Source organism: Singulisphaera photorubra (genome assembly GCF_045290345.1).
In the GTDB taxonomy this organism is placed as follows: Bacteria; Planctomycetota; Planctomycetia; order Isosphaerales; family Isosphaeraceae; genus Singulisphaera.
Window position 1 is genome coordinate 2921807 of the sequence record NZ_CP155447.1, and the last position, 25912, is coordinate 2947718.

Annotated in this window: 10 protein-coding genes and 1 pseudogene; 1 reads left to right on the forward strand and 10 read right to left on the reverse strand. The window is 62.7% G+C overall.

Annotation, left to right across the window (positions count from 1 at the left end):
- Window positions 1–1695: 1695 nt before the first annotated feature.
- A complete protein-coding gene (locus V5E97_RS11345; RefSeq protein ID WP_406699435.1) occupies window positions 1696–2559 on the forward strand; it encodes a hypothetical protein in 864 nt (287 codons plus the stop codon).
- Window positions 2560–2851: 292 nt separating this feature from the next.
- On the opposite strand, the gene V5E97_RS11350 is transcribed toward V5E97_RS11345, so the two are convergent.
- From V5E97_RS11350 to drmD, 10 genes and pseudogenes are all read right to left on the reverse strand, one after another.
- Window positions 2852–3403: a hypothetical protein gene (locus V5E97_RS11350; protein WP_406699436.1), complete on the reverse strand. Its 552-nt coding sequence runs from the start codon at window positions 3401–3403 to the stop codon at window positions 2852–2854.
- The gene (locus V5E97_RS11355; RefSeq protein ID WP_406699437.1) at window positions 3400–4797 is read right to left on the reverse strand and encodes an RNA-directed DNA polymerase; all 1398 of its coding nucleotides are present in this window, start codon (window positions 4795–4797) and stop codon (window positions 3400–3402) included. The genes V5E97_RS11350 and V5E97_RS11355 overlap by 4 nt, the downstream gene beginning before the upstream one ends.
- Window positions 4798–5572: 775 nt before the next feature.
- On the reverse strand, window positions 5573–7210 hold the full coding sequence (locus V5E97_RS11360; RefSeq protein ID WP_406699438.1) for a GmrSD restriction endonuclease domain-containing protein: 1638 nt from the start codon (window positions 7208–7210) through the stop codon (window positions 5573–5575).
- A gap of 188 nt (window positions 7211–7398) precedes the next feature.
- Window positions 7399–8199, reverse strand: coding sequence for a DISARM system phospholipase D-like protein DrmC (gene drmC, locus V5E97_RS11365; protein ID WP_406699439.1), 801 nt, complete (start codon window positions 8197–8199; stop codon window positions 7399–7401).
- A 13-nt stretch (window positions 8200–8212) separates the two neighbouring features.
- Window positions 8213–10402, reverse strand: a complete 2190-nt coding sequence (locus V5E97_RS11370) for a UvrD-helicase domain-containing protein (protein ID WP_406699440.1) — start codon at window positions 10400–10402, stop codon at window positions 8213–8215.
- A 5-nt stretch (window positions 10403–10407) separates the two neighbouring features.
- Entirely contained in the window at window positions 10408–12630 is a 2223-nt protein-coding gene (gene drmB, locus V5E97_RS11375) for a DrmB family protein (RefSeq protein ID WP_406699441.1), read from the reverse strand.
- Window positions 12627–16157 (reverse strand): DISARM system helicase DrmA, encoded by a 3531-nt coding sequence (gene drmA / locus V5E97_RS11380; RefSeq protein ID WP_406699442.1) that lies wholly within the window; start codon window positions 16155–16157, stop codon window positions 12627–12629. Before drmA ends, drmB begins: the two co-directional genes overlap by 4 nt.
- 65 nt (window positions 16158–16222) lie before the next feature.
- Window positions 16223–17326 (reverse strand): hypothetical protein, encoded by a 1104-nt coding sequence (locus V5E97_RS11385; RefSeq protein WP_406699443.1) that lies wholly within the window; start codon window positions 17324–17326, stop codon window positions 16223–16225.
- A gap of 232 nt (window positions 17327–17558) precedes the next feature.
- Window positions 17559–22205 carry an Eco57I restriction-modification methylase domain-containing protein gene (locus tag V5E97_RS11390; RefSeq protein WP_406699444.1) on the reverse strand — a complete coding sequence of 1549 codons (4647 nt, stop codon included), beginning with the start codon at window positions 22203–22205 and terminating at the stop codon, window positions 17559–17561.
- Window positions 22206–22710: 505 nt separating this feature from the next.
- Window positions 22711–25912 (reverse strand): annotated as a pseudogene (drmD, locus tag V5E97_RS11395) (DISARM system SNF2-like helicase DrmD).

Genomic DNA, 25912 nt, shown 5'->3' on the forward strand with positions numbered 1-25912 from the left:
GGATTCTCGGTGGCGGGTCCAGCGATACGGACCAACGCGGGGGCAACGTTGCACCCAGAATGAACCCGGGACTGGCTGGGAAAACGAAAAAGGCACCTGCGGTTGTTCCGCAAGTGCCTGGCATGATAGAGCTTAGGACGTGTGGCAAAACTGGGGATCTAGGATTCGAATCTATATCATCGCCAAAACGCAAGTTCTTTGTGGAAGGAGACTTGCGACTGGAAGGCTATGGTAAATAATGAGTTGCGTCGCAGTGCGGTGGGGGGTTGACGTGGGATCGTGTGTCGTCGTATTGGGCCACATGGAGGCACTTATGAGGCACCAAGGTCCGCTTGTACGCTGTTGGGATCTTTGTCGTGGCGGACGGCTTCAATACCGAGACCGGCCGTTCGACACTGTGCACCGGCAGACCCAACTTAACCTCGACAAGGAAGCTCGCCGACTTGGTTTCTCTTAATCTGGTCAACGCCTGGAGCCGCGGGCTTATCTTCGTGACGTGTTGCTGCGGTTGAGCGCGGGTGAGGTGGACCTGGAGGCCTTGGTGCCGGACCGATAGGCTGCGAGCCACCCGGAGCATGTGCTGGAGCACCGTCTCGGCGAGTCGCGACGGAAGGCGGCGCGGCAGAAGGAAAAGCGGCAGCGGCGTCGCGCGTCCTCAGAGCGAACGGGTTGAGGGTCAGGACGACCACAAGCCCGGGAAGCTCCCATTCACTCATGCCGATAACCGCGGAATCCCATTGTGTTTTTTGACTTTACAGCAGATCCGGCTCGTTTGCAAGCCGTTGCAATGGGATGCGAAATCATGCAGAGAATCGTAGTACCACGCCGGAAAAATAGTACCCGGTAGTACTCGCCAGAAACCCCAGGACAACGGAGAAGTAGGGCGACCCTGCGGGGGCAAAGATCGGTTCGTGATGGGCTCCGTCTCCCAGGCCATTGAGCCTCAATATCGTTGGAGCGGGGCTTCGTCCCGGGGCAAGTGCCAGCCCATTGGCCCTTGTCCCCAGCGGTTCGATCGCCCCACGACCCGGCGATCGTCGATCCGGCCGCCCCGCCTGCTGCCCGCTACCAAGACGGTTTATCAGGGCCGAATCTGATAGCTGACCTGGTCGCCCGGATCCACCGACGGTCCGCCGGCCGCGGGCCGGGGTTATCCGAGAAACAGGAAGGCAAGCCGGGGGGCGAACGGATCGACGAACGAGCGAATGAAGCGAGTTGGGAGAACCACCGGTACGTGCGAGCGTCGGTTGGAGACATTTCCATCGGGATTCGGCTCCGATCGCATGCCTGGCTGGCGTGGTAACCGTCATCGTCTCGATAGGGCCAGCCTCCGTCTACCCAACGCTCGTCGAGCAGCGTGGATTTGCCTGTGACTGACCACCGCGTATATCGGGGCGACGAATTTCTCAGCACCCTCTCCCGGGCCGGGTCGGACACACCGTGGTGGCAGAATCCTCGACGCGACCCTCGGGTTCGAGGCCGCACGCCGGCGTTTCGACCGGGAGCGGGAACTGATGGATCCTGATCGAAGGAGTCGAGCTCGGCCTGGGACGAACCGGCCAAGTAAGCCCGACCATTCTCTTCATAATGACAAACTTCCCTGGCATAGTGTCCAGGTCGGCTCGGCGGTGGATCGATGCCGTTCGCGCCTTGGCAGCCACCATGCGTCCGATATGAGCGGAATGAGAAGGCCTTATGGCGAAGCCGCGGCGAACGACTGATCAACCAGGCGAGGTTGGCCCATCCTCCTCGGACGAGGAGGTGCAGCGGGCCGTGGAGAAGATCCGCGATTATTATAAGATCGGCAAGGAGGCCCTCGCTGCAATCCCCGAGGGAGCGAAGAATGACGGCAAAACGATCAAGCGACTTGCCACAGAGAAGAATCTCAGTGGGTCCGAAGTCCGTCAAGCGAGACTCTTCGCGGCGAGATATACCGAGGACGAGTTGGAAGCCTTGCTCCTGCTGCGGATTGGAGGGCTTCCTCTCGCATGGGACCAGGTCAAGGATTTGGTCAAAGTTAGATCCAAAGTCAAGCGGACGGCGCTCCAGGAAGAGGCCGCGAAGAAGTCATGGCCCATCAGGAAGCTTCGTACGGAGATCAAAGCAAGGGGACTGCATCGATCGAAGAACGAGACACCCCGGAGGGCGGGAGGCCGGAGGCACGCCCCGGCATCTAGCCCGCCAATTGCACTGGTGCAGATACTTGACCTGTCCAACCAATGGTTACGCTATTATGTCGACTCCGGTGTTGGCGGCCCGGATTCGCCGCTGAAGGAACTCTCTCGAGTCTCCCGAAAAGAGCGCCAAGCCCGACTCCAGCAGATCCTGGAGACAAAGAGCGCGTTGGAAGCACTCGGCGCGTCGGTCGCCTTGGTCACCAAGCAACTCCAGCATTCGACCACGGAAATTGAGAAATCAATCCGCGGGGACGAGAAGCCCGTGAAGACCAAGCCTGCGGCACCCGAGTCGGCAAAGAAGGCCCGGCCGCAATCGCAAGAAGCCAAGGCAAAGCCAAAGAGCGGCCCGCGCCAAAGTACCCGCAAGCGCCCACCCAAATAACAAGCACATTCAGGAACGCTCTTTTGCGTCGGCCGCGAGCTGGGCTGAGTGACGTCGTCTTCAGTCCCCCTTCGGTCGATCAGTCAGCACCTCCCTTGAACGAACCAGGTGAAAGGGCGAGAGGCGTGGTGATACCGGTCCTCGTCCCCTCAATGAGTTCCTCGAGATCGTCGCCCGATTCGAGGAGTTCTTGACGACTATCTCCCCCAGGAGCGACCGGAGTTCGGACGGCGATGGCGCTGGCGGGAGGAAGGGATCGCTCATCAACGAGGCACCACGTCAAGGTAGTCCTTCACGGCCCGGCCCGTTTCTTGATCCTGCGTGGTCGTCGTGTGCTCTTCGCTTGGTTGCTCGACGTCTCCTCGACTTCGTGTTCCACCCCTATTAACAGCTTAGTCGAGATGCGAGTCGAGACGGTGACCTCGGGTGACGTCCTGGCAAGTTTCTCGAAGGCAACGTAATCCCTCCGATTCTTCAGACGCAGCCGTCCGCTGGGAGAGGATGCTGCGACGTCTAATATCAGCCAGGACCGGGCATCGTAATAATCACCGGGAAGGGGCCATCGATGTTTCTGGCTCTTGTAGTGGCCGAGATGTTCTACCCGCCCGGCGAGCAGTTCCGTGAGGAACCGGCCGAGGCGGGCGACGTCATCGGACGGATGGCCGAATAGGGCGGACTGCACCTCGCCGAGTTGGTCGGGGCTGAGGGCCGCCACACAGGCCATCCAGGTCCGTGCGACCTCCTTCGGCAATCTGTGGGCGGCCTTCTTCGGGTAGAGCTCGACGAGCGAGCGGATCGAGCCATCAAACCAGTAGACCGAGAGAATCGCCGAGGCGATGCTCAACGGCCGCTTTGACCGGATTTCACACCCGCCTCGGCGAAGCGGAGGGCGTGCTCCCGATAGAGCTTGGTGTAGCGGCCGTCCGGGTCGAGCAGGAGCGATGACTCGAAGAAGGCAACCTCCGTGGCCTCGAAGAGGCTCTCCCCGGCCTCGCCGTAAGAGGAAAAAAGCGAGAATAGTTGGGTGAATCGATTCCGCTTGGCAAAGTAGGCGAAGATTTTCTCGTCCAGCTCTGGGTTATGAACAAGGTCCACGAGAGCCCGATCTTCGAGGAGGTCGGAGTCGACTTTCACCGCCAGGCCGTACATCCGCTTCAGGATCTTATCCCAGTTGCCGTCGTTGACATGCGGTCCGTCGCTGACCTGGGCCCAGAGTTCGGCGAACTCGCTCCGGGCGGCTTCCACGTTCTTCGCCGTGACCTTCTTGTGCTTCTCGTCCCACTCGCTGATTTTCCTGTTGGCATCGAGTTGGAAGTGGACAACCATCCGGTCGATTGCGAGGAACTTGGTCTTGCCGGAATTGAGCGTGAGGCGCTGGGACGAGAGCGATCTCGTCATGGCGTTCACAACATGCCGACCTTCGGTCTCGGTACGGACGCCGATGTTCTGATCGTCCATCCACCGGACATAATTGTCCTCGCCAAACTGGTCGGCGATACGCCGGTCGTGCTCGAACAAGAAAACGTGAGCGAGTTGTCGTGAGCAGTCAAGTTCATCGACCGGCAGTCCGACTCGGGGATTGGGCGAGTGCCCGGCGAGCGGTTTGAAAGCTTCGAGCAGCCTGCCCAGAAGGCCCATCGCCTTCCGGGGAAGGCCGAGGGGAGCGAGGTACTCGATCAATAAGTCGTGCTGGATCGATTCGAAGAAATTCGTAATGTCCGTGACGACGAGGCATTCATAGGGCTGTTGCAACAGCGTATGGGTGCGGTACTCGTTGTAGCGAAGCCAGACCTGGAAGAAGTTCAGGTAGGCGTCGTCATCCGATACCGAGAAGGTCTTGCCGATCGGGGTCGCCGAGTGCCGTCTCGAAAAGAACGCCCCTTGAACCTTGCGGGGGAGGGCCGCCTCCAGAGCTGCATCACTAATGTGCCGATAGACGAGGGCATCGCAGATGTTAAACGATGTGATAATGCGAAAAGCCCCCTTCGACTTCCCCAACTCGTAGCGGGACGGAGGGGTCGGCGTGTAGTCGCCTTCGAGGATCTGCTCCCGGAGTTGTTCAAGGGACGCGTCGAGTGTCAAGAACCAGTCGAGCCAATCTACCGCATCCCTCGCCCGGAGGAGCCGGATCTCTTTCCTGATGCTGTTGCAAGTCGTACGGAGCTTGCCGAGCGAGAACAGATTCTCGAAATCCTGCGCTGTCGGAACGGAACCAACGACGGGCGGGGCTTCGGCCATGTCTGGTGAGAGTTTAGCTGAGAAAGATGCTGATCGGGCTCCATCCTGGGCATTCGGACCAGCTGTCTCTTCGTCGGGGTGCCCCTCGGTGACACCACCAACGGCTTGTGGGAAATTCTGGCTCATCAGGCGATTACCCTAGTTTAGGAGAAGACGTGGTCTCGTATGAATTTCACCTGGAGTGACCATAGTAATGGCTCGGCGTGAATTGATGTCTTCGGAGCTGCAAAATTAACATTACTGATTGTTTATCCAGATAGGCTGGTTTAATGTTTTCGTATCGATCTCCAAGGGAAGACATGGCTACCTCGTGTCTTTCCTTCAGTCTTGGTCCCTGGATCGGCGGTCGGGTTGTGTCACTGCGCCGTTCAACCCGACGGCCAAGTCCCTTCCCGACGTCGGACCGCGCCGAAGCAATGAACCACCTCGATCAATCAATCGACTCGCCGAGTTGAGGTACGGACGATTCGCCTCCTCAGGCCGCCTTGAGTTCGTGGGGGCCTGGAAATCGATGACCCTCTGCTGGTAGATGTAGCGACGGACCTGGCCCGCATCTTGGACCGTCCGATGTGAGTTCGGGTCCCCCGGCAGTTTGTAACCGACCAAGCCATGATACTTCCTTTGACGGGCTTGAGCAGGTTTCGGAGATCACTTCGGCCCCGCTCTGCCCGAACCGCATCATGACGAATGCGACATCGGACTCGTCCAAATGGTCGGCCCGGAACCCGATCAACCTCTCGTGAACTCGACCGGAGGCGTGAGTTTGAACCCGTGATCATGCCTGGCAGAGCACCTTGTAACCGTCCCGGATGACCATGGCGATCCGCCTTCGTCGCTCGTGGAGGAAGTCGGGATAGGACATGCCCTCCCACCCCTCGGGCAGGGCGTGCCAGAGGCACATCTGTTTCAATTCTTCGGCCGAATAGCGTGCGGCGTACATCGGGTAGTATTTCGCCGGGGCACCGTCCGAGATGGCGATGTTATCCGACCACTCGACCAGTGCGTAGTTGGCGATCTGGTTCGTGTCCCTCGTCTCGGTGACGCCGATCGACTTCAGGTAGTTCTTGGCGAAGAGGTGGTGGCGCTCGATGGCCGACTTGTTGGCATGCGAGGCGGGGTCGAGCAACTCCGACACCTTCATCCTCGAGAACAGCACACGGGCGTCCAGGAGGTTCAGGGCGGCATAGTAGGCGAACAACGACGGGCTGCGAGCCGAGGACGTGGCCAGTTCGTTCGGCAGCGTGATGGCCCAGTAATCCTCGGGCAGGGCGTCGTGCGTGATCCGGTCGAGATGGGCGACGAACTGGTCGGCCGACTGCACCTCACGGAGGCCCGCCAAGTCCTGCTCCATCACGGACTCCGGCGAGCCGGTGTACCTGCTCGTCAGCGAAGACATGAAGAACCAGCGTGCCATGACGTTCCGTAGCCGGTAGAGATCGACGCCAAGCTCCTTCCTCCCGATGAGGAACAAGGCGTAGCAGTACAACATGTTGATCTGCGACGAGATCAGGTCGCCCCTCCGATACCCGGCCCGAATCAGGACCTTGAAAAATTCGTGCCAGTTCTGGAGGTCGAGCGTCCCGGACTGGGCCTGCTGCAGGATGGCGAACTGCTTCTCACGCTGGGCGTCCGAGAACTCCCCGGTGTCGAGGTCCTTGCCCCGCAGGAGCGAGTACACGTACTGCAAGCGGGCTCGGCGGAACCCAACCGCCACGCTGACCCGCAACAGGTGGTCGGCGTCGGGCTTGAAGAAGTGGTTGAAAGGTGAGGCGGCCCCCGTCGAGGGCTGGCGGGACAGGCGGCAGAACTCCTCGATCTCGGTCCGCCCCTCGTCCCAGAAGACGGACATCAGGGTGAGGACGAAATCGGCCTGGTTGAGCGACTTCCCCTTGCTGTTGATCCGCACGAAGACCTCGGAGACCTGCTCCTCGTTCATCGAGGAGGAAAGCTCCATCGCCGTGAACGGGTATTCCTGGAGGTTGAAGAGGCGGCCGATGGCCTCGGAGATGTGATCCTCCTCCTCGTCCGAGACCTCCCGGTGCTCACGGAGCCGCTTGAGGAAGTCCTTGACGAACCGATTGAGCGTCACGGACCCGGCCCAGAGTTCGCTGACATCCGCAATGTACTCGGGGTCACGCCCGGTGGCGGCGTCGGCGACCTCGAAGAGGCTGTCCTTGGGCCGGAAGGCGATGTGAATCCGCTCCTTGCGGAAGTCCTCCCGCACCACGGGTACGCCTTTCAGGACGGCGAAGAGCGACGTGAGCCGCTGCTGACCATCCACGATCAGCAGCCGGGCGACATTCTGTTTCGTGTCGGTCCCGATCTGCCGGTGGCCGTCGAGCCCGCCGTTGGCCCAGAAGAGTAGGTAGCCGACCGGGTAGCCCCGGAACATCGAGTCGAACAGGTCACGCACCTTGTTGTTCTTCCAGACGAAGGGGCGCTGGATGTGGGGAGGCCGATCTCCCCCATCTCGATGTCCTCGACGAGTTTCGACAGCGAGTAAGTAACTTCTTTGAAGAGGGTCGTAGCCATCAATGCTCCCCGTGGTTAGCGCCTAGCTTAACCCTGCCTTCTTCGCCGTATTCGAGCAAAGTCGGCGACTCAGGCTTTCACCAGGACCCCGGTTTCAACCAATCTCTCGAAGTGTGCTTGGACCTGAGCCGGCTGTTCACCTCCCGTAATCAACACACCCAGTTCCATGTTCGTCGTGAAAGCGTACTCGGTCAGATTGGCACTGGAGACGAACAGCCACCGGCCGTCGCCCGCCACGCACTTGACGTGCAGGAGGCCCGCCCTGCCGTTCTCGTCTCGGGGGCGATGCTCATGCGGCCACAGATAGACGCTGGAATGAGAGGCGACGGCGGGGCCGAGGGCGCGCAAGGTGTTGTAGGCCTCCCGACCCGCGGATTTCTCGGCCGCCTCGACCACCACCGTCAACACGACGCCCCGGGCCGCCGCCCGGACCAGGGCCTCGCAGATCCGGGGGATGTTGTAGACGGCGTAGCTGACGACGAGGAGCCTCCAGCCGGCCGAGTCGATAACCTGCAAGACAGCTTGCTCGGTGCGTCGGAATGGGACGACACCGACATCGGGGCCGGTCCAGACCAGTTCGACGGACTGCCCCTCACGGTGGCCTTTCTCGGCCAGAGACCCCGTGAGCAGGGCTGCGGCGACCGACTGGGGGAGGACACCACCGGCCTCCGATCCCCACCGGTCGAGGAAGGCGACGACGAGGGACCGGTGGTGTGGGCTGGGCACGGCCTGTGCGATCTGGCTCCGCAGTGACCCCCGGTCGGAGCCATCGCCCCGTTCGAGACGGGCGGCAACGGCCTCGACCACCGAGGGAGGCAGGAGCTTCGCCAGCCGGGACGCTTCCTCGGCGATCAGATGGTAGCCGCCCACGGTCGTACCCTCCTCACGAGGTCGGCAGGAAGGGGCTCGGCGTGCCCCAGCCCGTCACGATCAGCAGGTCACGTGCTCGGGTCGCCGCCACGAAGAGGAGGGACCGCTCCCGGTCCACATGGTCGGCCTCGGCCACCGGGTCGCCCTCCAAGCCGGGAACCGGCAGCGGCATGAACTTGGCGTTGACACCCGCCAAGACCATCACGGGGAACTCCAGCCCCTTGACCCTGTGCATCGTCGCCAGCCGCACCCCGCCCCCCTCGGGCGTCTCGTCGAGCAGGGTCGAGTCGATCCCCAGCCCCGTGAGCATCGGCCGGTAGTCGTCCCGCAGCAGCTTGTTGGTGCGGGCGACGAGGCAGATATGCTCGGCGGGCCTCTGGCCGACGAGTTCCTTGATCCGAGCCCCGACGTATTCCAACTCCTCGGGTCTGGTCCCGAAGTGAAGGGCGTCGGGCCTTACGCCGGTCAGGAGGGACTTGTACCCGTTCTCGTCCTCCCTCCCACCGTCGAGGTCGTCGATCTCGACCCCTTTCAGAAGCGCCATGGCCCACGCCCTGATCTCTTCGGTTGTGCGGTAATTGATCCTCAGAAGGCTGGAACGGCCTTGGATGTTGACCCCGCATGACCGAAGGGCGGTCTTGTGCCCGTAGAGCCGCTGGTGGGCGTCCCCGACGAGGAACAGGTCGTTCGGGCCGGTGGGGACGATCGCCCGCAACAGCCGCCACTCCCCGGCGTGGAAGTCCTGGGCCTCGTCCACGACGACGGCCTTGTAGGGGAGCGACGGCTTCTTCAGTTCGAGCAGGCTCCGGGCATCCCGGATCACGGTGCCCCACTCGGTCTTGCCCCTCCTGAGCAGGGCCTCCATGTAATGCTCGATCACCTTCCAGACCTTCTGACGCTGAAGGCGAGTGAGGGTCCGTCCCCTCCCGATCCGTGGCACCTTCAGGTACTCGGCGGCGTTCTGGATCTCGTTGACCTGAACGACCTGATCCCACTCCTGACCCAAGAAGCCGGGGTCGAACTCCCGCTCGCCCGACCGGTGGATCGCCTCCTCCCAGCAGGTTTCGAGTTCGGAGGGGCTGGCGACCACGAACTTCCGGCCCTGATCCCGCAGGAACCGTGAGGCCCAAGCGTGCAGGTGGACGACCTCGATGCGGTCCTTCTCGGGGCCGCAGAGGTGGGCGAGGCTCTGGCCGACGTTCTGGGCGAGGGTCGCCGTGTAGGTCGTGAACAGGATCTTGTCCTGCGGCGACGGGCACAGGGTCCGGGCCAGATGGCGAGCCCGGTGCATCGCCACGACGGTCTTCCCCGTCCCCGCCCCACCGGTGACTCGGGCCGGGCCGTTGAACGACTTGGCGACGAGCTTGTCTTGGCTGGGGTGGAGGAAGACCCGCCACTTCTCCAGAGGGGCGTCAAGGATCGAGTTCAGTTCTTCGTCGCTATGGATCGTGACGAAGCGGCGGCGGGAATCCGGGTGTTTTAGAGCCGCCCCGAGATCCGTCGTGTCCACGTTTTTGCCGACTCGACCGCCGAGCCGCTGCTGGACGAGACCGCTCCGGGCGGCGAGGCGGAACCCTGTGCCTTGAGGGGCCGATTGAGATTTTTCACCCGTTGGATCGACGCCACCGCCCAAGTAGCCCCGCACCGCCTCGGGGGAATCCCCTTCGGCCAGCCAGAAGAGGGCCTCGGCGGCTTCGGAGGGTAGGTGCTGGCCCAAGGCGAGGAGCCCCTCGGACGCCCGGATCGCCCTCACGGCGGGGAGCAGGATCTCGGGGATTCCCAGCGAGAGGAGGTCATCGTCCCTGACCGACTCCAGCAGCCCCGGCTGGTCCGTGCCCTCGGTCTCGGCGGGGACGGCTTGCGACACCTCCTCGACGCAGTAGACCTGAAGGGCTCCGGTGCGGGGATTCACCTCAAAGGCCCGGCGCTTCGCCCAGTCCATCGCCTCGTCATGATTGTCGACCCACATCATCACGCAGACATCGCCCTTGTCAGGATGCAGGACGACGGCCCGGTACTTCTGGTCGATCCGCACCGTCCTGACGTGATGGTTCCTGTGGCCTTGGAGCCGCTCGTAGTTGATGGCGTTTGAGGTTGAGTCGGCCTCGAACTTCTTGATGAACTCTCGGACTTTTTTCTGAGGCACGTCCGAGAGCCGATTCAGCGACTCAAGGAAAACGTCGGATAGAGCGACCTTGGGCATCGAAATCACGTCCCCAGAATCGACCGCAATTCCGTTTCATGGTTCGTAAGGGCGGTCGCATCCCAGACCGTCCAGCCCCGTCCCTCGAACTCGGCCCGCAGGTCGCCCCCTTCGGGGAGCACAGCGACAACCTTTTTCGACGGCCACGCCAGTTCTGCGTGGGCACAGACCCGTCCCTTCTCATCGGCAAGCTCGAACCCAACCTCGGGCCATGGGAGCATTTGCTCGGCCCACGATCGGACGAACTTCTGACATCGCTCGTCGCACAGGTCCACCAGTTCGTCAGTTTTGCTCAGGGCCGATGGGACCGGCTGGGGAGGACTGACTGTCTCGTCGGTGTGGGCGGCGATTATCCCTTCAGGGACGGCCTCGACGAAATCGGTGAAGAACGCCAAGTCATCCGACTCGACGGTGGAGACCAACACAGAGCGGTCGAGATACTTGTTGCCCCGCTCGCACGAGGTCTCGGGCAAGAATAAGCAGGCGTGGCATGCCGCACCGTGAAGCGTCAGGCCGTCCTTGATCGGGTGGTGCTCGGCGCAGAGGGGATCCGATGCACAGAGTTTCATCCCTTCGAGGGCCTGATCCAAGTGTCGGCCCAACGCCTTCGGGTCGCCCAAGGCGACCAGCCCCCCAAGCGTCCCCTCGCTGTCGGGGGCGGCGGTGTAGAGCAGGACGCCCGCCATCGGCTTGCCGTCTCCCCCCGGAGGCCGGGAGTAGATCCGCTCCCGGATGCTCGCCGTCGTGTACCCGCACTCGATGGCGAACTGGCGAATCAGGGCGTGAGCCAGCGAGTGCAGGAGCACGTACCGCATGGTCGGGAATCCGTCGTTCGGCTCCAGACCCCGGTTCGTCCGCCACCGCTTGTGAGCCTCGAAGAACTCGCCTTCCCGCTCTCCAGTCTTCTTGACCCATGCCTCAATGGCGTCCTCCGAGAACTGGAGGAAGACCCCCTCGCCCCGGATCTCGGACGTGGGCACCCACTTCGGGGGCTTACGGCCCAGCGGCACCCGCTGGTCCTTGGGGAAGTCGCCGATTTCAGTGTAGTCGCCGGGGGACTCGATTCTCGTGAACCCGGTCAGGGCACGGACCTCACGCAGCCGCTCGGCGAGGACGACCTTCTCCAAGAGCTTCCGATAGGATTTAGGCGGCTCGACCACCCGGAGTTTGAAGTCACGGCTGTTGAGGCTCGGGTCGGGGTCCGACAAGACGGCCCACTCGGGCTCCCGTAAGTCGGGGAACTCGCCCTCATCCTGAACGCTGCCCTCCTTCCGCTTGACCACGGCCTCCCAGATCTGGTCCTCGTTGTAGACGGCGAGCCCCTTGAGCAGCTTTCGCTTCAGCTTCACCTCACGGACGCTCTCGCACTCCTCCAGTTCGGCCCAGTTCAACTCGACGAGTTGGCCAAGCTTGTCGGTCGTGGACGGGATCGACAACACGGACAGCATGATCGGGAACCAACTGTTCGAGGCCCCGAGCAGGATCGCCCGCTGTCTCCCTTCGCAAGCGTCCTCGTCGAACTTCCGCAAGTGGGGCCAGCGGCCCTTGCATCTGGCGAGCTCTTCCCGACCCTCGTCGCTGAACGCCTCGCTCAATCGCCTCTTATTCTCGCACTTGACGCACTGCACTTGAATGTCAGCGACTTCGCCCGAGGCCCCCAGTTCGTAGAGCCGAAGCTCATACCGGCAGTTGGTGCTGCCCCGGTGGACGAACTCAACCCACGGGAAGTCGTCGAGGTGCCCGTGCTCGCAGGCCACGAGGAACCGGGCGGGGACCACCGTGGGCGGCTTGCCAGGCTTCTTGCAAATCCGGTGGACGTACCGGCTCTTGTCCTTGCGGTAGGGATCGAGCCGCAACTCATAGAGCCCCGACTGGATCGGGGCCAGCAACCGGCAGTAGGGGCAGACCTGCCAGCGGGGGAACGGGGCGACCGGGACGCCCACGTTCGCCGTGTCATCGAAAGGGCCGGGCGTGACGCCGGTGGACTCGCCAGACACGGGCGGGGTGAGGAGCTTGGCGACCTGCGGCCCCAACTCGAACTGGACGGCTTTGAGGAGCCGGGGCTCGCTGATCTCCGTCACCCCTTGCTCGACAGGCCAGTCGTCCAACCCCATGACCATGACGGATAGGTTTGGCAGTTCGACGACCGCCCCGACCCCGTAGTTGTAGAGCAACTGACTGGGCCGGATCTCGCCGATCTTGCGTTTATCCGAAGTGGGAGCGCTCAAGAGCTTTCCTCCTCGTCGCCGCCCTCAGCGTCCTCGGCGACAGCCGTCACGAAGCTGGGGTCGGCGTCGAGCCCCCCGTCGTGGAAGATCAGGCCGACGTTCGGCTCCACGTCTCGCAACGAGTTTAGGCATGTGAAGTCGTCCCACGTGTCCATGCCCGGCCGGTGCAGCAGTCCCACCGTGATTCCGTCCTTCTTTTCGTCGTAACCGAGCACCCGGCCCCCCGCCGTCTTCTGGGCCTCGGCCAGCCACTGGTCGAGCCGCTCGTTCAACTCGGCCTTCAGGTTTGGGAGGAACTGGTCGTCGCCCGAACCGATCAGTTCGGCTCGCCGCAGGATCGTCTTCACCGCCTCCTTGACGTAGGGGTGGTTGCGGTCGATCCGGCTCGCCTTCTGGTTGGCGTTGAACTCGGTCCCTTGCAGCCGCACGCACGAGACCAGGAGGGCGGTCAGGCCCCGGCTCAAGGCCCCCGAGGCGAACGGGGTCACGGACAGGGCCTCAACGTGGTTATAAAAGGTCGAGTGGTAATGCTCGAACCGCTCGTAGTGCGACAGGTCACGGGGCCGGGTCCAGTTGTAGGTGGTGAAGACTAGCCCCGGAAACTTTCGCCCAACCCGGCTGGTGGCCTGGATGTACTCGGCGGTCGTCTTGGGCTGGCCAGCCACGACCATCAGGCCAAGCCGCTGCACGTCCACACCGACCGAGACCATGTTGGTCGCCAGTAGCACGTCCAGGGGCCGCTTCGGCATGTCCTTGAGGCGGCCCCGCCTGGCCATCTCCTTCCGCCTGGCCTCGTTCTGGGGGTCGAACGCCACCTCCAGGTGGTCGAGCGTGTCGGGGATGTCGGTCGAATCCTTGCGTGAGGTCAGTTCATCGACCGAACCGAGCAACCGGACGGTCAGCCCTCGCTGATCCATCTTCTTGAGGCGGGTCTGCACGTCGTCATCGACCAGCCGCCGCATCCCGCCCAGTTCCCGCATCGAGTTGAAGTACCCGAGTAGTGTCATCCAGGCGTCCACCTCCTTGCCGTACCCCTTCTTCTCGTAGAGGAACTGGCCCGAGGACAGCAGGGCGACATAGGCCCGGATCAGGGCGACCTTGAGCCTGCGGCCGGGGGCACAGATCCCGACGTAGCGGCGACCGGGCGTAGCCTCGCTCGGGGGCCGTTGGAGAGCGAAGAAGTTGTCCCGCACGTCGAGGCCGTTCGGGGGGAAGACCCGGACATCCCGCAGGAACGTGGCGTGGATCTGATCCCCGGCCTTGCGGATCGTCGCCGTCGAGGCGATCAGCTTGGGCCGCACCGTTGTTCCGTTCACGTCCCACGAGCAGAGCTTGTCCACCGCCGTCTCGTACAGGCCCACGAGTGTCCCCAGCGGCCCCGAGATCAGGTGAAGCTCGTCCTGAATGATCAGGTCGGGAGGCCGCAGTAGCGGGTGGGCCGTGGTCTTGGCCGGAGGGTGCTTGTCCTTCTTGGGGTGCGAGTCGGCGTCCTCGACCTCGGGCGAGCGGAAGCCGTGGCGGGAGCAGTAGCCATCGACCTGGCCGAAGAGCATCTGGACTTTGCCATTCCACGGCATCTGGGCGAACTTGTCCACGGTGGCGATCAGCAGGGTCGGCAGGCGGCGGTAGATCTCCTCGTCCACCACGAGGACCGGGATGCCCTCCAGCGGCGAGTTCTTGGCACTGAACGGGCAGCGGCCGAGGACGTCGCCGCAGGAGGAGATCGTGCGGCACCGCCCCTTCGTGAACACCTCGACCTTGATGTCCTTGCCGGGGTTGATCTTCGAGCCGCACCACGGGCAGTTGGTCAACTGGGCCGGGGAGCCGCTCCCCCGGCCCTTGTACTTGCCGCCGTGCTCCTGCTGGATCGCCTCGGCCGCCTGGTCGGTCGTGTTCGGGGTCGTCTTCTGGCCCACCCACAAGCCGATGCGGAACGGCTCCTTGCCCCACTTCTTCTCGTCGCCACGCCGGATCACCTCGCAGGCACAGATCAGGGCAGTGGCCCGCTGGAACTGCTGGATGGTCAGCAGCCGCAGGGTGTACCGCATCAGGACGGCGACGCCCTGCTCACCCGAGCGACCGGCGACCGGGCCTTGGAGCCGCCGCAGGCCCATGGTGTAGGCCGACAGGCCGAGGTACGCCTCGGTCTTGCCGCCGCCTGTGGGGAACCAGAGGAGGTCGGCGACCGCCTCGGCGTCTTCCGATCGGTCCTTATGTTCGAGCTTGGTGATCCCCGGCAGGTTGATCAGGACGAACGCCAACTGGAAGGGATACCACGACCGGTTGGCGGGCACGTCGATGGCCCGCTCGTCCACCGGCTCGTCCCGCCTCTTCCTGAGCGAGATGATTGTGCGAACCCGCTGCTGCCACATGGCGAGGTTGGCGAACCGGAACGCCTCGGCCGCTTGCTCGTCCTCGCTCAGCAAAGTCAACCCGGCCTCGATGCGTTTGAGGGCCTCCCGGCAACGCCCCAAGGCGGTCTGGCCCGGCGTCTGGTATGGGGCCATGTCGGGCTTCTTGAGGTCGGCCTGCCGGTCCTCGATCCACGCCGCATAGGCGGTGAGCAGGGGCCGCAGCTTCGCCTCCAAGGCCGGGGTCGGCGTCTCGCCCAACTCCTTCATGTCCACGACCAGCCCGGCCAGTTTGGGCCAGTCGGCGGCGGTGGGGGGCGTGGTGCGGGGCACCTCGTGGGTGGGGACGACAACGGTCGAGAGCCGGTGGGCCTTGTCGCAGACGCCCTCGGGGCAGTCGGCGTGGAGGCTCACCCCGTGCCCCACGCCGAACTCAACTTGGTGGCGGTAGAGCATCGCCATCTCCTGCTCCTCGGCGAACGCCACTGGATCGGCCTTGCCGGGGTCTTTCTTATGGGCGTGGCTCTGGAAGACCGGCCCGTGGTCGGGGGACTCGACGGCCAGTTCGGGCTGGAACAGCCACGCCGTGTCCCGCAACTTCTTGGGTTCGACCTGTCCGTTGACGAGGAACAGGGTGACGCTCCAGAAATGATCCCGCTTGCGGACGAGCCCCTGCACCTCGACCTGGGGGAACTCGGCGTCGGGGGTCCAGTTGAGCCGACCGGCCGTCAGGGGGATCGGCTCGGAGACGGCCTCACGCTGCGACCGCTTCCACACGACCTTCTTCTCGCCGGTTGGCGTGGCGAGGGTCTCGCTGCGGTCCCGGTGGTAGTGGCCCCAGCGGGCGGTGATCTGGAGCGCCTCCGTGTCCAGACAGACGCAGAAGGTCATCCCGAACGACGAGGGGAACATCGTCTTGTTGGCGGGGGACGTGCTCTCGGCGGTGCCGTCTTCGGCCGGGCCGCTGCCTCCTTGGGGGAGTTCGTCGAACTCCTCGGGGGAGAGTTCTTGCCGCTTGGGGGCGAGCATCCCGACGAGGTAACGGTCCCGCACGCTGGGCTCGTCGATCTCCTCCTCGGGTCCGCCGACCGGCCCCAGAAGATCCTTGACGACCATCCGTTCGAGTTCCTCACGGATCTTCATAGGGGAGGGGACACTCTGGAGGAGGCTGTTCATGATCTGGCCTGTCACGTCGAGGAGTTCAAGAATAAGGGGACATCACGTTGGTTATACCTCCAGACTCAAGTTGACCCGTAGCGAGATTTGAGCCAGTCGAGGTCGTGCTCCCAGTTCGAGACAGCGCTCTGCCGTCTTGAATTCTTGCTGTGGAGACGGATCAGCCAAGCAAGATGTCCGACGACCCTCCTCAGTCCGAGAGTTCTAACACCTGACTCCAGAGCGGACTGTCGCCGTCTGAGACTCACACCCTTTGCCACGGTGTAACCGAGCATCCTGAGAGCGGATTCCTCGCTCCAACCATTCGCCTCGTCAAGCTCATGGCGGGGGGCATCCGAGTCGAACGTAGGCCACCGAAGGAGGGCCTCAGCCGAAGCGCTGCTATCGACGTTGATGAAACGTTTTGATTGTACCTCGATCGGCTTGTTCGTCGGAGCGCCCGGACTTGTCTTCGAGGTAGTGACCGTTTTCCCAGGGATACAGGCGGTCTCGGTCCTAACCGGCTTGTCCTCGGCCTGGCAAACCGTCTGAATCGCTCCCTTCATCGAAGTTTTTACGGATTCGACTTTCGAGTAAACGATTAAATCTTCGACAAGCCTGATTCCGTCATGCTCCTTCGTGTCCTTGCGAATCGCAATCTTCGCAAGCGACTCTTCCCCGAATAGGATCACGCCAATGAATTCTTCCTGCGTGAAGAACTGGATATCCCCGGTCTTCACGGCCTCGTCCAAATAATCCACATCATAGTCGGCTTTGCCTATTATGACCCAATCCAATTCAGTATATGCTCTGTCAAACTGGTCGGGTGTAGCCCCCAACTTCGTGGCCAACGATTCCAGGTCCGATTGCTGATAAGGGCCGTCACCAGTGAATCCGATGACTTTTCCTTCGATCGACTCGGCAACAAAGTTTCTCAGGACGTGTTGAAATATTGACTCGGCAAGGGCCTCTTGAATCGATCGTATTTCACTGTTCTCGTGTACCCCCGCAAGGATCGGAGATTCCCGTGACAAAGTGGCTCGAAAGTCGTCTTCGGATCTGGTTAATTCAGGTTGAAGCTGAACCGTGTCAACAACGTCGGTAGGGGACGGCTCAGAAGGTAGTGAATCAGGGACTTCATCGGTCCCATGGGCATAAACTCGGCTTGCGAGTCTGGCGATTTCCTCCATCGAGAGTCCATCCCAACCGTGCTTCGAGAGGACCTTAGCGATGGAAGCATAGGACGGACCGATTGCGCAATGACTCTGGACCTTGCGGCAAAAAAGTCGGGCCGTCCTCGTATCTGAACCCATGATTTGAGCAATTTTCGTAACGGAAGAAGTTGAATTCCCCATTGTTCGACCTCGACCCACGAGTCAGATGGATTTCCACAGAAATCTAGACAAATTTGCATTATTGTTTTTAAACTCTCCAGATCAGGCTCCCCTCGTAGCCGAGTAACCCGTGGCGAATCGCTCGGGTGATGGCCTTGCGGATCGGGTCTTGGATGGAGTCGGTGAGTCGGACGAAGCCGAGGTGGTGGGCGAGGGCGGGGATGACCTCCTCACGGTCGTAGCGGGTGCCCTTGCGCATGACGGATCGGAAGACCTCAAGAAGCTCGTCGGGCTCGTAGTCGGCCATGGTGGCGGTGCCGGTGCGGACGAGGGTAGGGCCGTCTGTTTCGATGATGCGGCGGCGGATTGCCGCCCGGAGGTGGCCACGGAGAGACTCGTCGATCTTGGGGCCGAGACGCTGGTAGCCGAGGGCGAGGGAGACTTCTTTCAAAAGTTCGTCACGGCCCAGCCAGCCTTGGCCTCGGGCGGCTTGACGAAACGCCGCCATGATGGCGTCGGTCTCGATCTGGTCGATGGGCGTCGGCCGGGGTGTCGGCTCGGCGGCGGGGGGCCGCTGCACCCGCTGGTCGGCTCGGGTGGGTTCACGCTCCGGTGCAGAGGAAGGGTAATTGTTGGGAGCGTCGGCAGGGTCGGGGTCGTCTTCGTCGTCTCCAAAGAGGGTGGCACCGCCCGAGGACGCCTTGGACTTGCGTCCCCGCCCGGCCTTTGGCGTCTTGGCCTTGCCCTTCTTGTCGTGGAGGCCCTGAGCAACCTCCTCGGCGTACCGCTCGTGGTTGAGCTTCAGGAGGCGGGCGAGGACTTCCTGGCGTGCCGACTCGCTGATCGTAAAACGGGTGCCCTGCTTGGTCTCGTGGAAGCCGTTGCAGAGGTCGAGGTCGTCCCATCCGTAGGCGGCGGCGACGGCCTTGTCCATCTCGACGTGGAGGTCACGGAGCTTCTGGATGTCGGCGACGGACTCATCGGGGGCGTGGAAGCGGTTGTAGGTTTTTGTTAGGCCCTCTTGACGGGAAAGCATGATGTCGCTGCGGTACTCGTGATAGCTCTCACCAAGTAAATCGAGTTCTTCTGAAGGCGATGGGAGCGGAAAGGTCTCGAAGCAGTCTGTCTGTGAATAACGCAAATCCCCCTTCAAAGTCGAAGAGTAGGTCCAGCACCAAACAGCGTGAAGTGAGGATTGAAGCAGGGACAAAATTGACGATCTGGGAGAAACAAAGACAACGAGCATCTCATTCAAAACTTGGTTTGGATCTACATAGGCGAAGGCAAGTGTCCGACTGACTCTAGCAACAACGAGCACTCGGTTCATAGAGGCAATAATGTCGTATAGATCTTTGACCTCTCTGCTGAACCTCCACCAGAGTTTTGCTCTTGATATCCCACTGGAGTTTCTTGAAGCGAGAGCGAGCCTCTGAGGCTTGACCAAGGACTCCACAATCCTGAAACATTCCTCATACCCCATTGCCTCTTCTAAGCTCAGGCCGGTGAAATCAATAACCCAGCGATCGGTTGTTAGATCTGGAGAACTATTAACAGTTTGACCATCGAGATAAGGACGCAGTACATTCTTCAGACGAACGTTTTTTCTGATTAAGGAGAGGGCTTGTTCTTCGGACAGAAGAAAACCTGTTCCATAAACTTCGATACCTTTAAAGCTCTGGTTGGCGTTGGATTGGAGAACGCAAGGATTTGCTGACCGGTACTCCGCATCGAGGAGAGCAGAGATCGAGGGTGCGGCTTTGCCATCAAGGACGCACTCTCCGTCCCATCCTCCTTTGCAAACTAGGCAAATTGCAACATAAACTGCGGCGGCTCCGGGCCAAACATGGGAGGGAGTAGCCCAGTAGATCACGCCTCCATTTGCTACAATCTGATCTAGACCTGTTAAACGTGAATCGCCTTGAGAAACAGTATTCGTCGCTAAAAACCCAAAGTGGCCACCTTCTCGCAGCATCCCAAATGCACGCAGGAAGAAATAGGCGCAAAGGTCCGCACTGCCACGCTTTCCCTCTGCGAGATTCTCGATCAGATACTCTCGGTATGAATCACCCATGCTTGGATGGCCAGATATTTTCTGCCCGCCCATAAACGGTGGGTTGCACACGAAGGCGTCGAACCCGCCCCGATCGAGAAAGACTTCGGGAAATTCCAGAGCCCAATGGAACGGCCGAGGACACCCGGCCTCTTTCCGATCGGCAAGCCCATCGGCTTCCAGCGTGTCGGGCGGCACGTCCCGAATCCGGTCGTTCACCTCCTGTAACGCCTTCCTCAACAGGGCGACCCGCTCGGCGGGCTTGGCCGGTCCCCAACTTGCTGCGAGCAAGCGGTCGGCGGCGTAGTTGAGCCGCTTCGTCTGGGACCGGATGTTGTCGAAGAGCCGCTGCTTCTCTTCGATGTTGCCGATCGTGTCGTCGGCGATCTTCTCTAAACGGACCCGCAGCAACCGGGTCGCCTCCATGATCTTCGGGATCATGTTGAGGAAGTTCGGCAGCGAGATCCCGAGCCCCTTACCGTCGAGCGAGAACGTCTTCAACTGCTCGGCGTTGACGCCGACCAGCGAGTCGCCGCACCGGATGGCGTGGTCGAGGAAGGTGAACGGCTTGTCCTTGCCCAAGGTCAGAAGCCAGAGCGAGAGCTTCGCCATCTCGACGGCCAGCGGGTTCTTGTCCACGCCGTACAGGCACCGCTGGGCCACGATGCGACGGGCGTAGGCCAGCCGCTCGTCCGTATCCTTGGGGATCAGTCGCTCGTTCGCCGCCCCGGTCGAGGCCTTCCCCTCGGGCGTGATCCCTGGCACGCCGGGGTGCCGCTTCTCGGCGTCCTCCCACGCCTCGACCAGCCGTTCCGCCAGATAACGACAAACTTGGACGAGGAACGCCCCGGAGCCGCACGCCATGTCGCAAATCTTGAGGTCGAGGAGTTCCTTGGCCGACCGGAGCTTCCATTCCTCCTTGGGCCAGCCCTCGGCCGGGCCGACGTACACGAGCGGCTCCAGCGTGTACTGGACGATCGGCTCGGTCAGGATGCGAGGCGTGTAGTGCGTGCCGCTGGACCGGCGATCCGTCCCCGCCGTGACGAACACCGAGCCCTTTCGGATGACCACGAGCCGGTCGAACGTGTCGTTGCGGACCAGACCCCAGAAGGGCTTTACCCGGTTGAACAAACCCTCGTCGTTGCCGCACGCCGCCAGAAGCGTCTTGGTAGCAGCCCCGCTGACCGCAGAAACCAAGGCTTTCTTGAGGGCGCTTTCCGACCGGCCCGTCACGTCTTTGTTGGCGAGGAACTTGAGGAGGTCGGTCTCCCCCTTGTCCCGAAGCCGCTCCAGTTCCGAGACGGCGACCTCGGGCTCGTCCCCCTTGGCAGCGGTCAGGCTGAGCATCGGCTCGGTCGCCCGTTTGGCGGTGTGGTCGAGGAGGCCCTCATAGACGTGCCCGATCTGCTCGATGTCGAGTGCCCGGAAGCTCAGTCTGCGGGCCTCGCCCCGCATTTCGAGGTACTGGAGTGACCGGAGCAGGTGCAGCACCGTCCGGTTGTCGATCGGTAGCGGCGTGGCCGGGGCGTCCTTCCACGTGGTCCCCGGCCTTCGGCCTTCAAGGAACGGGAACTGGTCGGGGTCGAACAGCTTCCCGCCGTAGGGGAGGAGCTTGAGCCTCTCGTGCCGCACCCCGCCGTAGACCGCCCGGAAGGTCGAGAGCAGCCGGACCCACGCATCGTGCCGTCGCTCCAGCACCTCCTCGCCGTGCTGGTCGGCGGCTTCCTGGAGCTTCGCCACGAGGGTCGAGACGGCGTAGTGCTCGTCGTACAGCGGGTCGCCCAACAGCAGCAGGCCCCGCTCCTCGGCCGAGAACAGGAACACCAGCCGCATCATGACCGTCAGGGCCGCTTCGTACAGGCTGGCCTCGGGGACGCCCGCCAGCAGTTGCCGCCCCTCGCCCTGGTCGAGCCGGTCGAGCGACCGGACGATCTCCTCGACGGCTTCACGAACCTGATACCCTAGCCGGTCGGTGACTTCCTGCTGGTTCGAGGCGCTCTCCTTGAGCATCGCCTCCAGTGTCTCGTCATTCGCCGCCGAGAAGAACCGGTGGACGCCGAGCAGGGTGCGGAAAGCCCGGAGGGTGAGCGGTTCCTCGAACCAGAGATTCCCGTACCAAGAGGCGAAACCGGTCGTCTCCCCCTTGGGGGCATCGACCAGCATCCAGTGCTCCCCGTTGGTGACGAGCCCCAGCCGTGTGTCGGTGGCGTGGAGCAGTTCCATCATCCGGGTCGCCGGTGACGCCTTCCAGTGTCGCCCGTGGAGCGGCTTTTCGAGGTCTTGCGTCGGCGGGTAGGTCTGGATGAGGAGGCGAGCCTTGCCGGCGTCGGGCACGCCCTCCGGGTTCCTCACCACGACATCCGGCCGCAGTGTCTCCCCGTGCTCGGCAATCGTCGCCCGGAGCGTCTGCGGGATGTCCTGCCCCTCGACGACCACCTCATCCGGCAGGCCGAGGGTCTGCTTCAGCACGAAGTTGACCCACTCCCGGTGGATCGCCGGGTTCGGCCTCTCGCCCTGCTGGTCGTCCTCCCACTCCTCGAAGGCCAGCTTGAGCAGGCGGCTGTGGTCCGGGTCGTGGGCATCGAGCCCCTGCGGAAGCACCCGCTCCAGCACCGGGACCGAGAGGAACGGTCCGGAGACCTCGATCAGCGAGAGCCATTCGTTGTGGTGGCGAGAGGAGGGCATATCGGTCTCGTGGGCGATCGCTCGAAGGATCAGACATCAAGGCTGTTGGTCAGATCGACGCAGGCCAATTCCGGTGCGCCCAGACTTGCGTTTGATGCTCGAATACCATGGCTTTGTAGCGCCACCGCTCGATGTCTTTTCGATGCCCGCCCCCCTTGCTCGACTGCCCCATTGGGACAAGATTCCCTTGTCGATTCTCCAATTCGCTGGATTGCCCTCGGCTGCGATGTTTGCAAGGTCATCGAAATAGCCCGGCCCGGGGATCTCATCGTTCCCCGGCCTGACGACTATCGACGAGAGTGGAGGTAGTTTCCGATCTGCGCAGGCCCTTTGGACAATCCCAAGCACACGGCCAATATGCCCGCCATGTTCGCCCATCGGGACACCGGTATCCTTCTCGACTTGACCATACGTTGTCTTGGCTCCCTCGCCATTTATGAGAACGCCCTCAATGAGGTATCGATAGACCTTTCGAGCCTCTTCCTCGGTTGACAAAACAATTCTCCTAGGTTTGAGACATGCGTTTGGGGACCAAGAACGTAACCGCCACCGGGAACATCCGGGCCTGTGGCGCGGTGAACCGCGCTCGGATCGCCTCGGATTCCTTCTTAACCTCGTTGGGGATCTCGCCCAACCGGCGACGGAGGGCATCGACGTTCCGCTCGAATTGCTCCTGCTCGGCTGGGGCAAAGCCAGGCAGGAAGTTCTCCCGATAGAACGGGTCGTTCAATTGGTCCCGGATCGCCGTCTCCAACTCGGTCAGGATCGTCGTGATGTCGGCGGCCTCCTTGTCGGACCGCTCGGCGAGCATCTTCTTGAGGCCGTCCGTCCGGTCCCTCGTGCGGGTGTCGAGGGCCTGATGGATCGCATCGGCCGTCCTGGGCCAGAGGTCGAGCAGCTTCCGCTTCACCCCCTCGGACGGCTCCTCACTCGTAGCGACAGAGAGGGCGGCCTGCATCTCTTTGAACGAGCCGAACCGGGAGAACCGCCCCTCCCGGATCTCGCCCCCCGCCGAGATGATTTCCTCGTGCAACCGTTGGCTATCGCCGCCGATCACCACGAGTCGGGCGTGGGCAACCACGGCGAGGTGTTGCAGGGCCGAATCGGGCACGACACGGGCCGTCACCCGGTTCAGCTTCTTCTTCTGCCCTTCCGGCGACCAGACCTCGGCCCGCAGGAGCCGCAGGCTCATCTGCACAAGCCGGTGGTTCAGGTGGACAAGCACCACATTGGGATTCCCTTTGGACAGGTTGTGATCGAAGACCAAAGGACGGATCTTCTGATCGTAAGGGTCGGCCAGCCCATCGGCGCAGGATTCCCAACTGCCCGAAAGAGCTGGGAGCCGGAACACCGGGCACGTCTTTCGCTTCGGGTCGGGCCAGAGGCCGGGCAGCTTAGCCTCCTCCAACCCCGGCTGACCAGCCAGTTCGAGGGCGACCTCGACGACTTGCCGGACGTTCTCGGGGTCGAGCCGTAGTTCCCGCTTGGTCTCGTGCAGCTTGTCCGTCAGAGCCTTGATCTGCTTGGCGAGATCCCGCTCAAACTTGAACAACTTCCGCACCGGCTCGGACTCGGCCTCGGACTGCTTCGTGTCCAGCCGGGATCGCCGCCCAAGCATCGCCTCTTGGACCTGATCGGCGATCACCGGGCCGACTTTGCCGAGGTCTTCCCGGATCGACTCGACCTTGCGGACGGCCCGCATCAGGAACTCGAGGTCGGCGTCGAGGTCGCCGACCTTCGTGTCGATCATGCTCCGCTCGCGATCGTTGTACCCTTGCCGACGAAGTGACAGATCCGGACCGACTGCGACTTCTGCCCGTGCCGGTCGATGCGGCCGTTGCGCTGCTCAAGGCGGTTCGGGTTCCAAGGGATCTCGAAATGGACCATCCGGGAGCAGTGGTTCTGGAGGTCGATCCCCTCGGAGGCGGCGTCGGTCGCCAGCAGGATGCGGACGGGGCTCTGCCTCGGATCGGTCTGGAACGCCGCCTTGATTCGCTCCCGGTCCTTCGAGTCCATCCCGCCGTACATCGTCATCAGCCGGTCGTTGCCGGTGAGCCCCTCGGCGGCGAGGACGCCTTGTAGCCAGTTCTGGGTGGCCCGGTACTCGGTGAAGATGATGACCCGCTCGTCCGACCACTTGCCGCCCGGCCGGATGTGCTCGTTGAGCCAGCGGGTCAGCCCCTTGGTCTTGGCGTCAAGCTGGGACGTGGCTTTTTCCGCCCACGACTTCATCTCCTTCAGCAGCGACAACTCCTCGGGCGACGGCTCCCGGAAGAGGAGGCTGGCGGCATCAAGGGCCTCGTGGGTCGCCTCGTCGGCCTCCTCATCGACCGAGTAATCCTCGTCCACCCGGTCGATCTGCCGCTGGAGGACGCCTCGGGTGGGCTTGGAGATAGCCTTCCGTTTCTTGGCGTTGCGGAGCGAACTCTCGTGCTGCTCCAGCGTGCGAAGGAAGGCGGCGGGGCTGGAGAAGAGCCGCTTCTTGAGCGTCAGGAGCACAAAGTCGGTGGCGAACTTCTCGGCGTGGTCTTGGGCATTCCCCTGTCGGAGTTCGGAGTACTGCTTGAGGGCAGCGTGGATACGCTTTTCCTCCGAGGGATACTCGACTTCAAGGGCCTCCAGCACCCGCTTGGGGAACCGGTCGTTGCCGAAGTCGTCCTTGGGCAGTTCGGCTTTCAGGCGACGGACCATCACCGCATCCTTCTGGCGGTGGAACTCCTTCGTGCCGGTGTCCATCCCACGGGCGAACCGTTGGTTGTCCAGAAGCTCCAGCAGGGCCGTGAAGCTCTCCGAATAGCCGTTGTGGGGCGTGGCGGTCAGGAAGAGCTTGTGCTCGAAGTGCGGGGCCAGCAGGCGGATCGCCCCGGTACGGAGCGAGTCGGTGGCGTACTTGCCCCGGCCGGACGGGGCGCAGTTGTGGGCCTCGTCCACGATCAGCACGTCGTAGCGGCGGGGGTAGACCGACTCCCCCTCAGCGGGCAGCGTCTCCTTGAACAGCCGTAGGGGCCGCTCCCGCTTGAGGAAGTCCAGCGAGGTGATCAGCCGGGGGAAGTGGGACCACGGGTTGACGTGGATGCCCCGCCGCCGCCGCAGGTCACGCATCAGTTCGCTATCGACGATCCGGAAGTCGAGCCCGAACTTGTCCCGCATCTGGTCCCGCCACTGGACCTGGAGCGAGGCCGGGCAGACGACAAGCACCCGCCGAGCCCGGTGCCGGATAATCAGTTCGAGGGCGACGAGGCCCGACTCGATCGTCTTGCCGAGCCCCACATCGTCGGCGATCAAAAGGTTGACCCGAGGCATCTGGATGGCCCGGACCACGGGGTCGAGTTGGTAGTCCTCGATGTCGATGCCCGAGCGGAACGGGGACTGGATATTCTTGAGGTCGGCGGTGGAGGCGGCCCCCCAGCGGACCGCATCGAGGAAGGCGTCGAGACGGTCCGGCGAATCGAAGCCGGTCGGCTCGGGGAGGGCGACCTTCTCGATGACCGAGGCCCCCGGCTCGATCTGCCAGACGACCTGAAGCTCTTCGCCGAGGGCGTCGTCCTCGACCGATAGCAGGGAGACGAGATGCTGGGGCTCGGAGGGACCGGCTTCAGCGGCGGGGGCGGGAGCGTGCTCGCACGGATCTCGCTAACCACCCAGCGGCGGGATCGGACACTGACGAGTTGCCCCGTCTCCGGAGGTGATGTTGGACCGACTGCCAT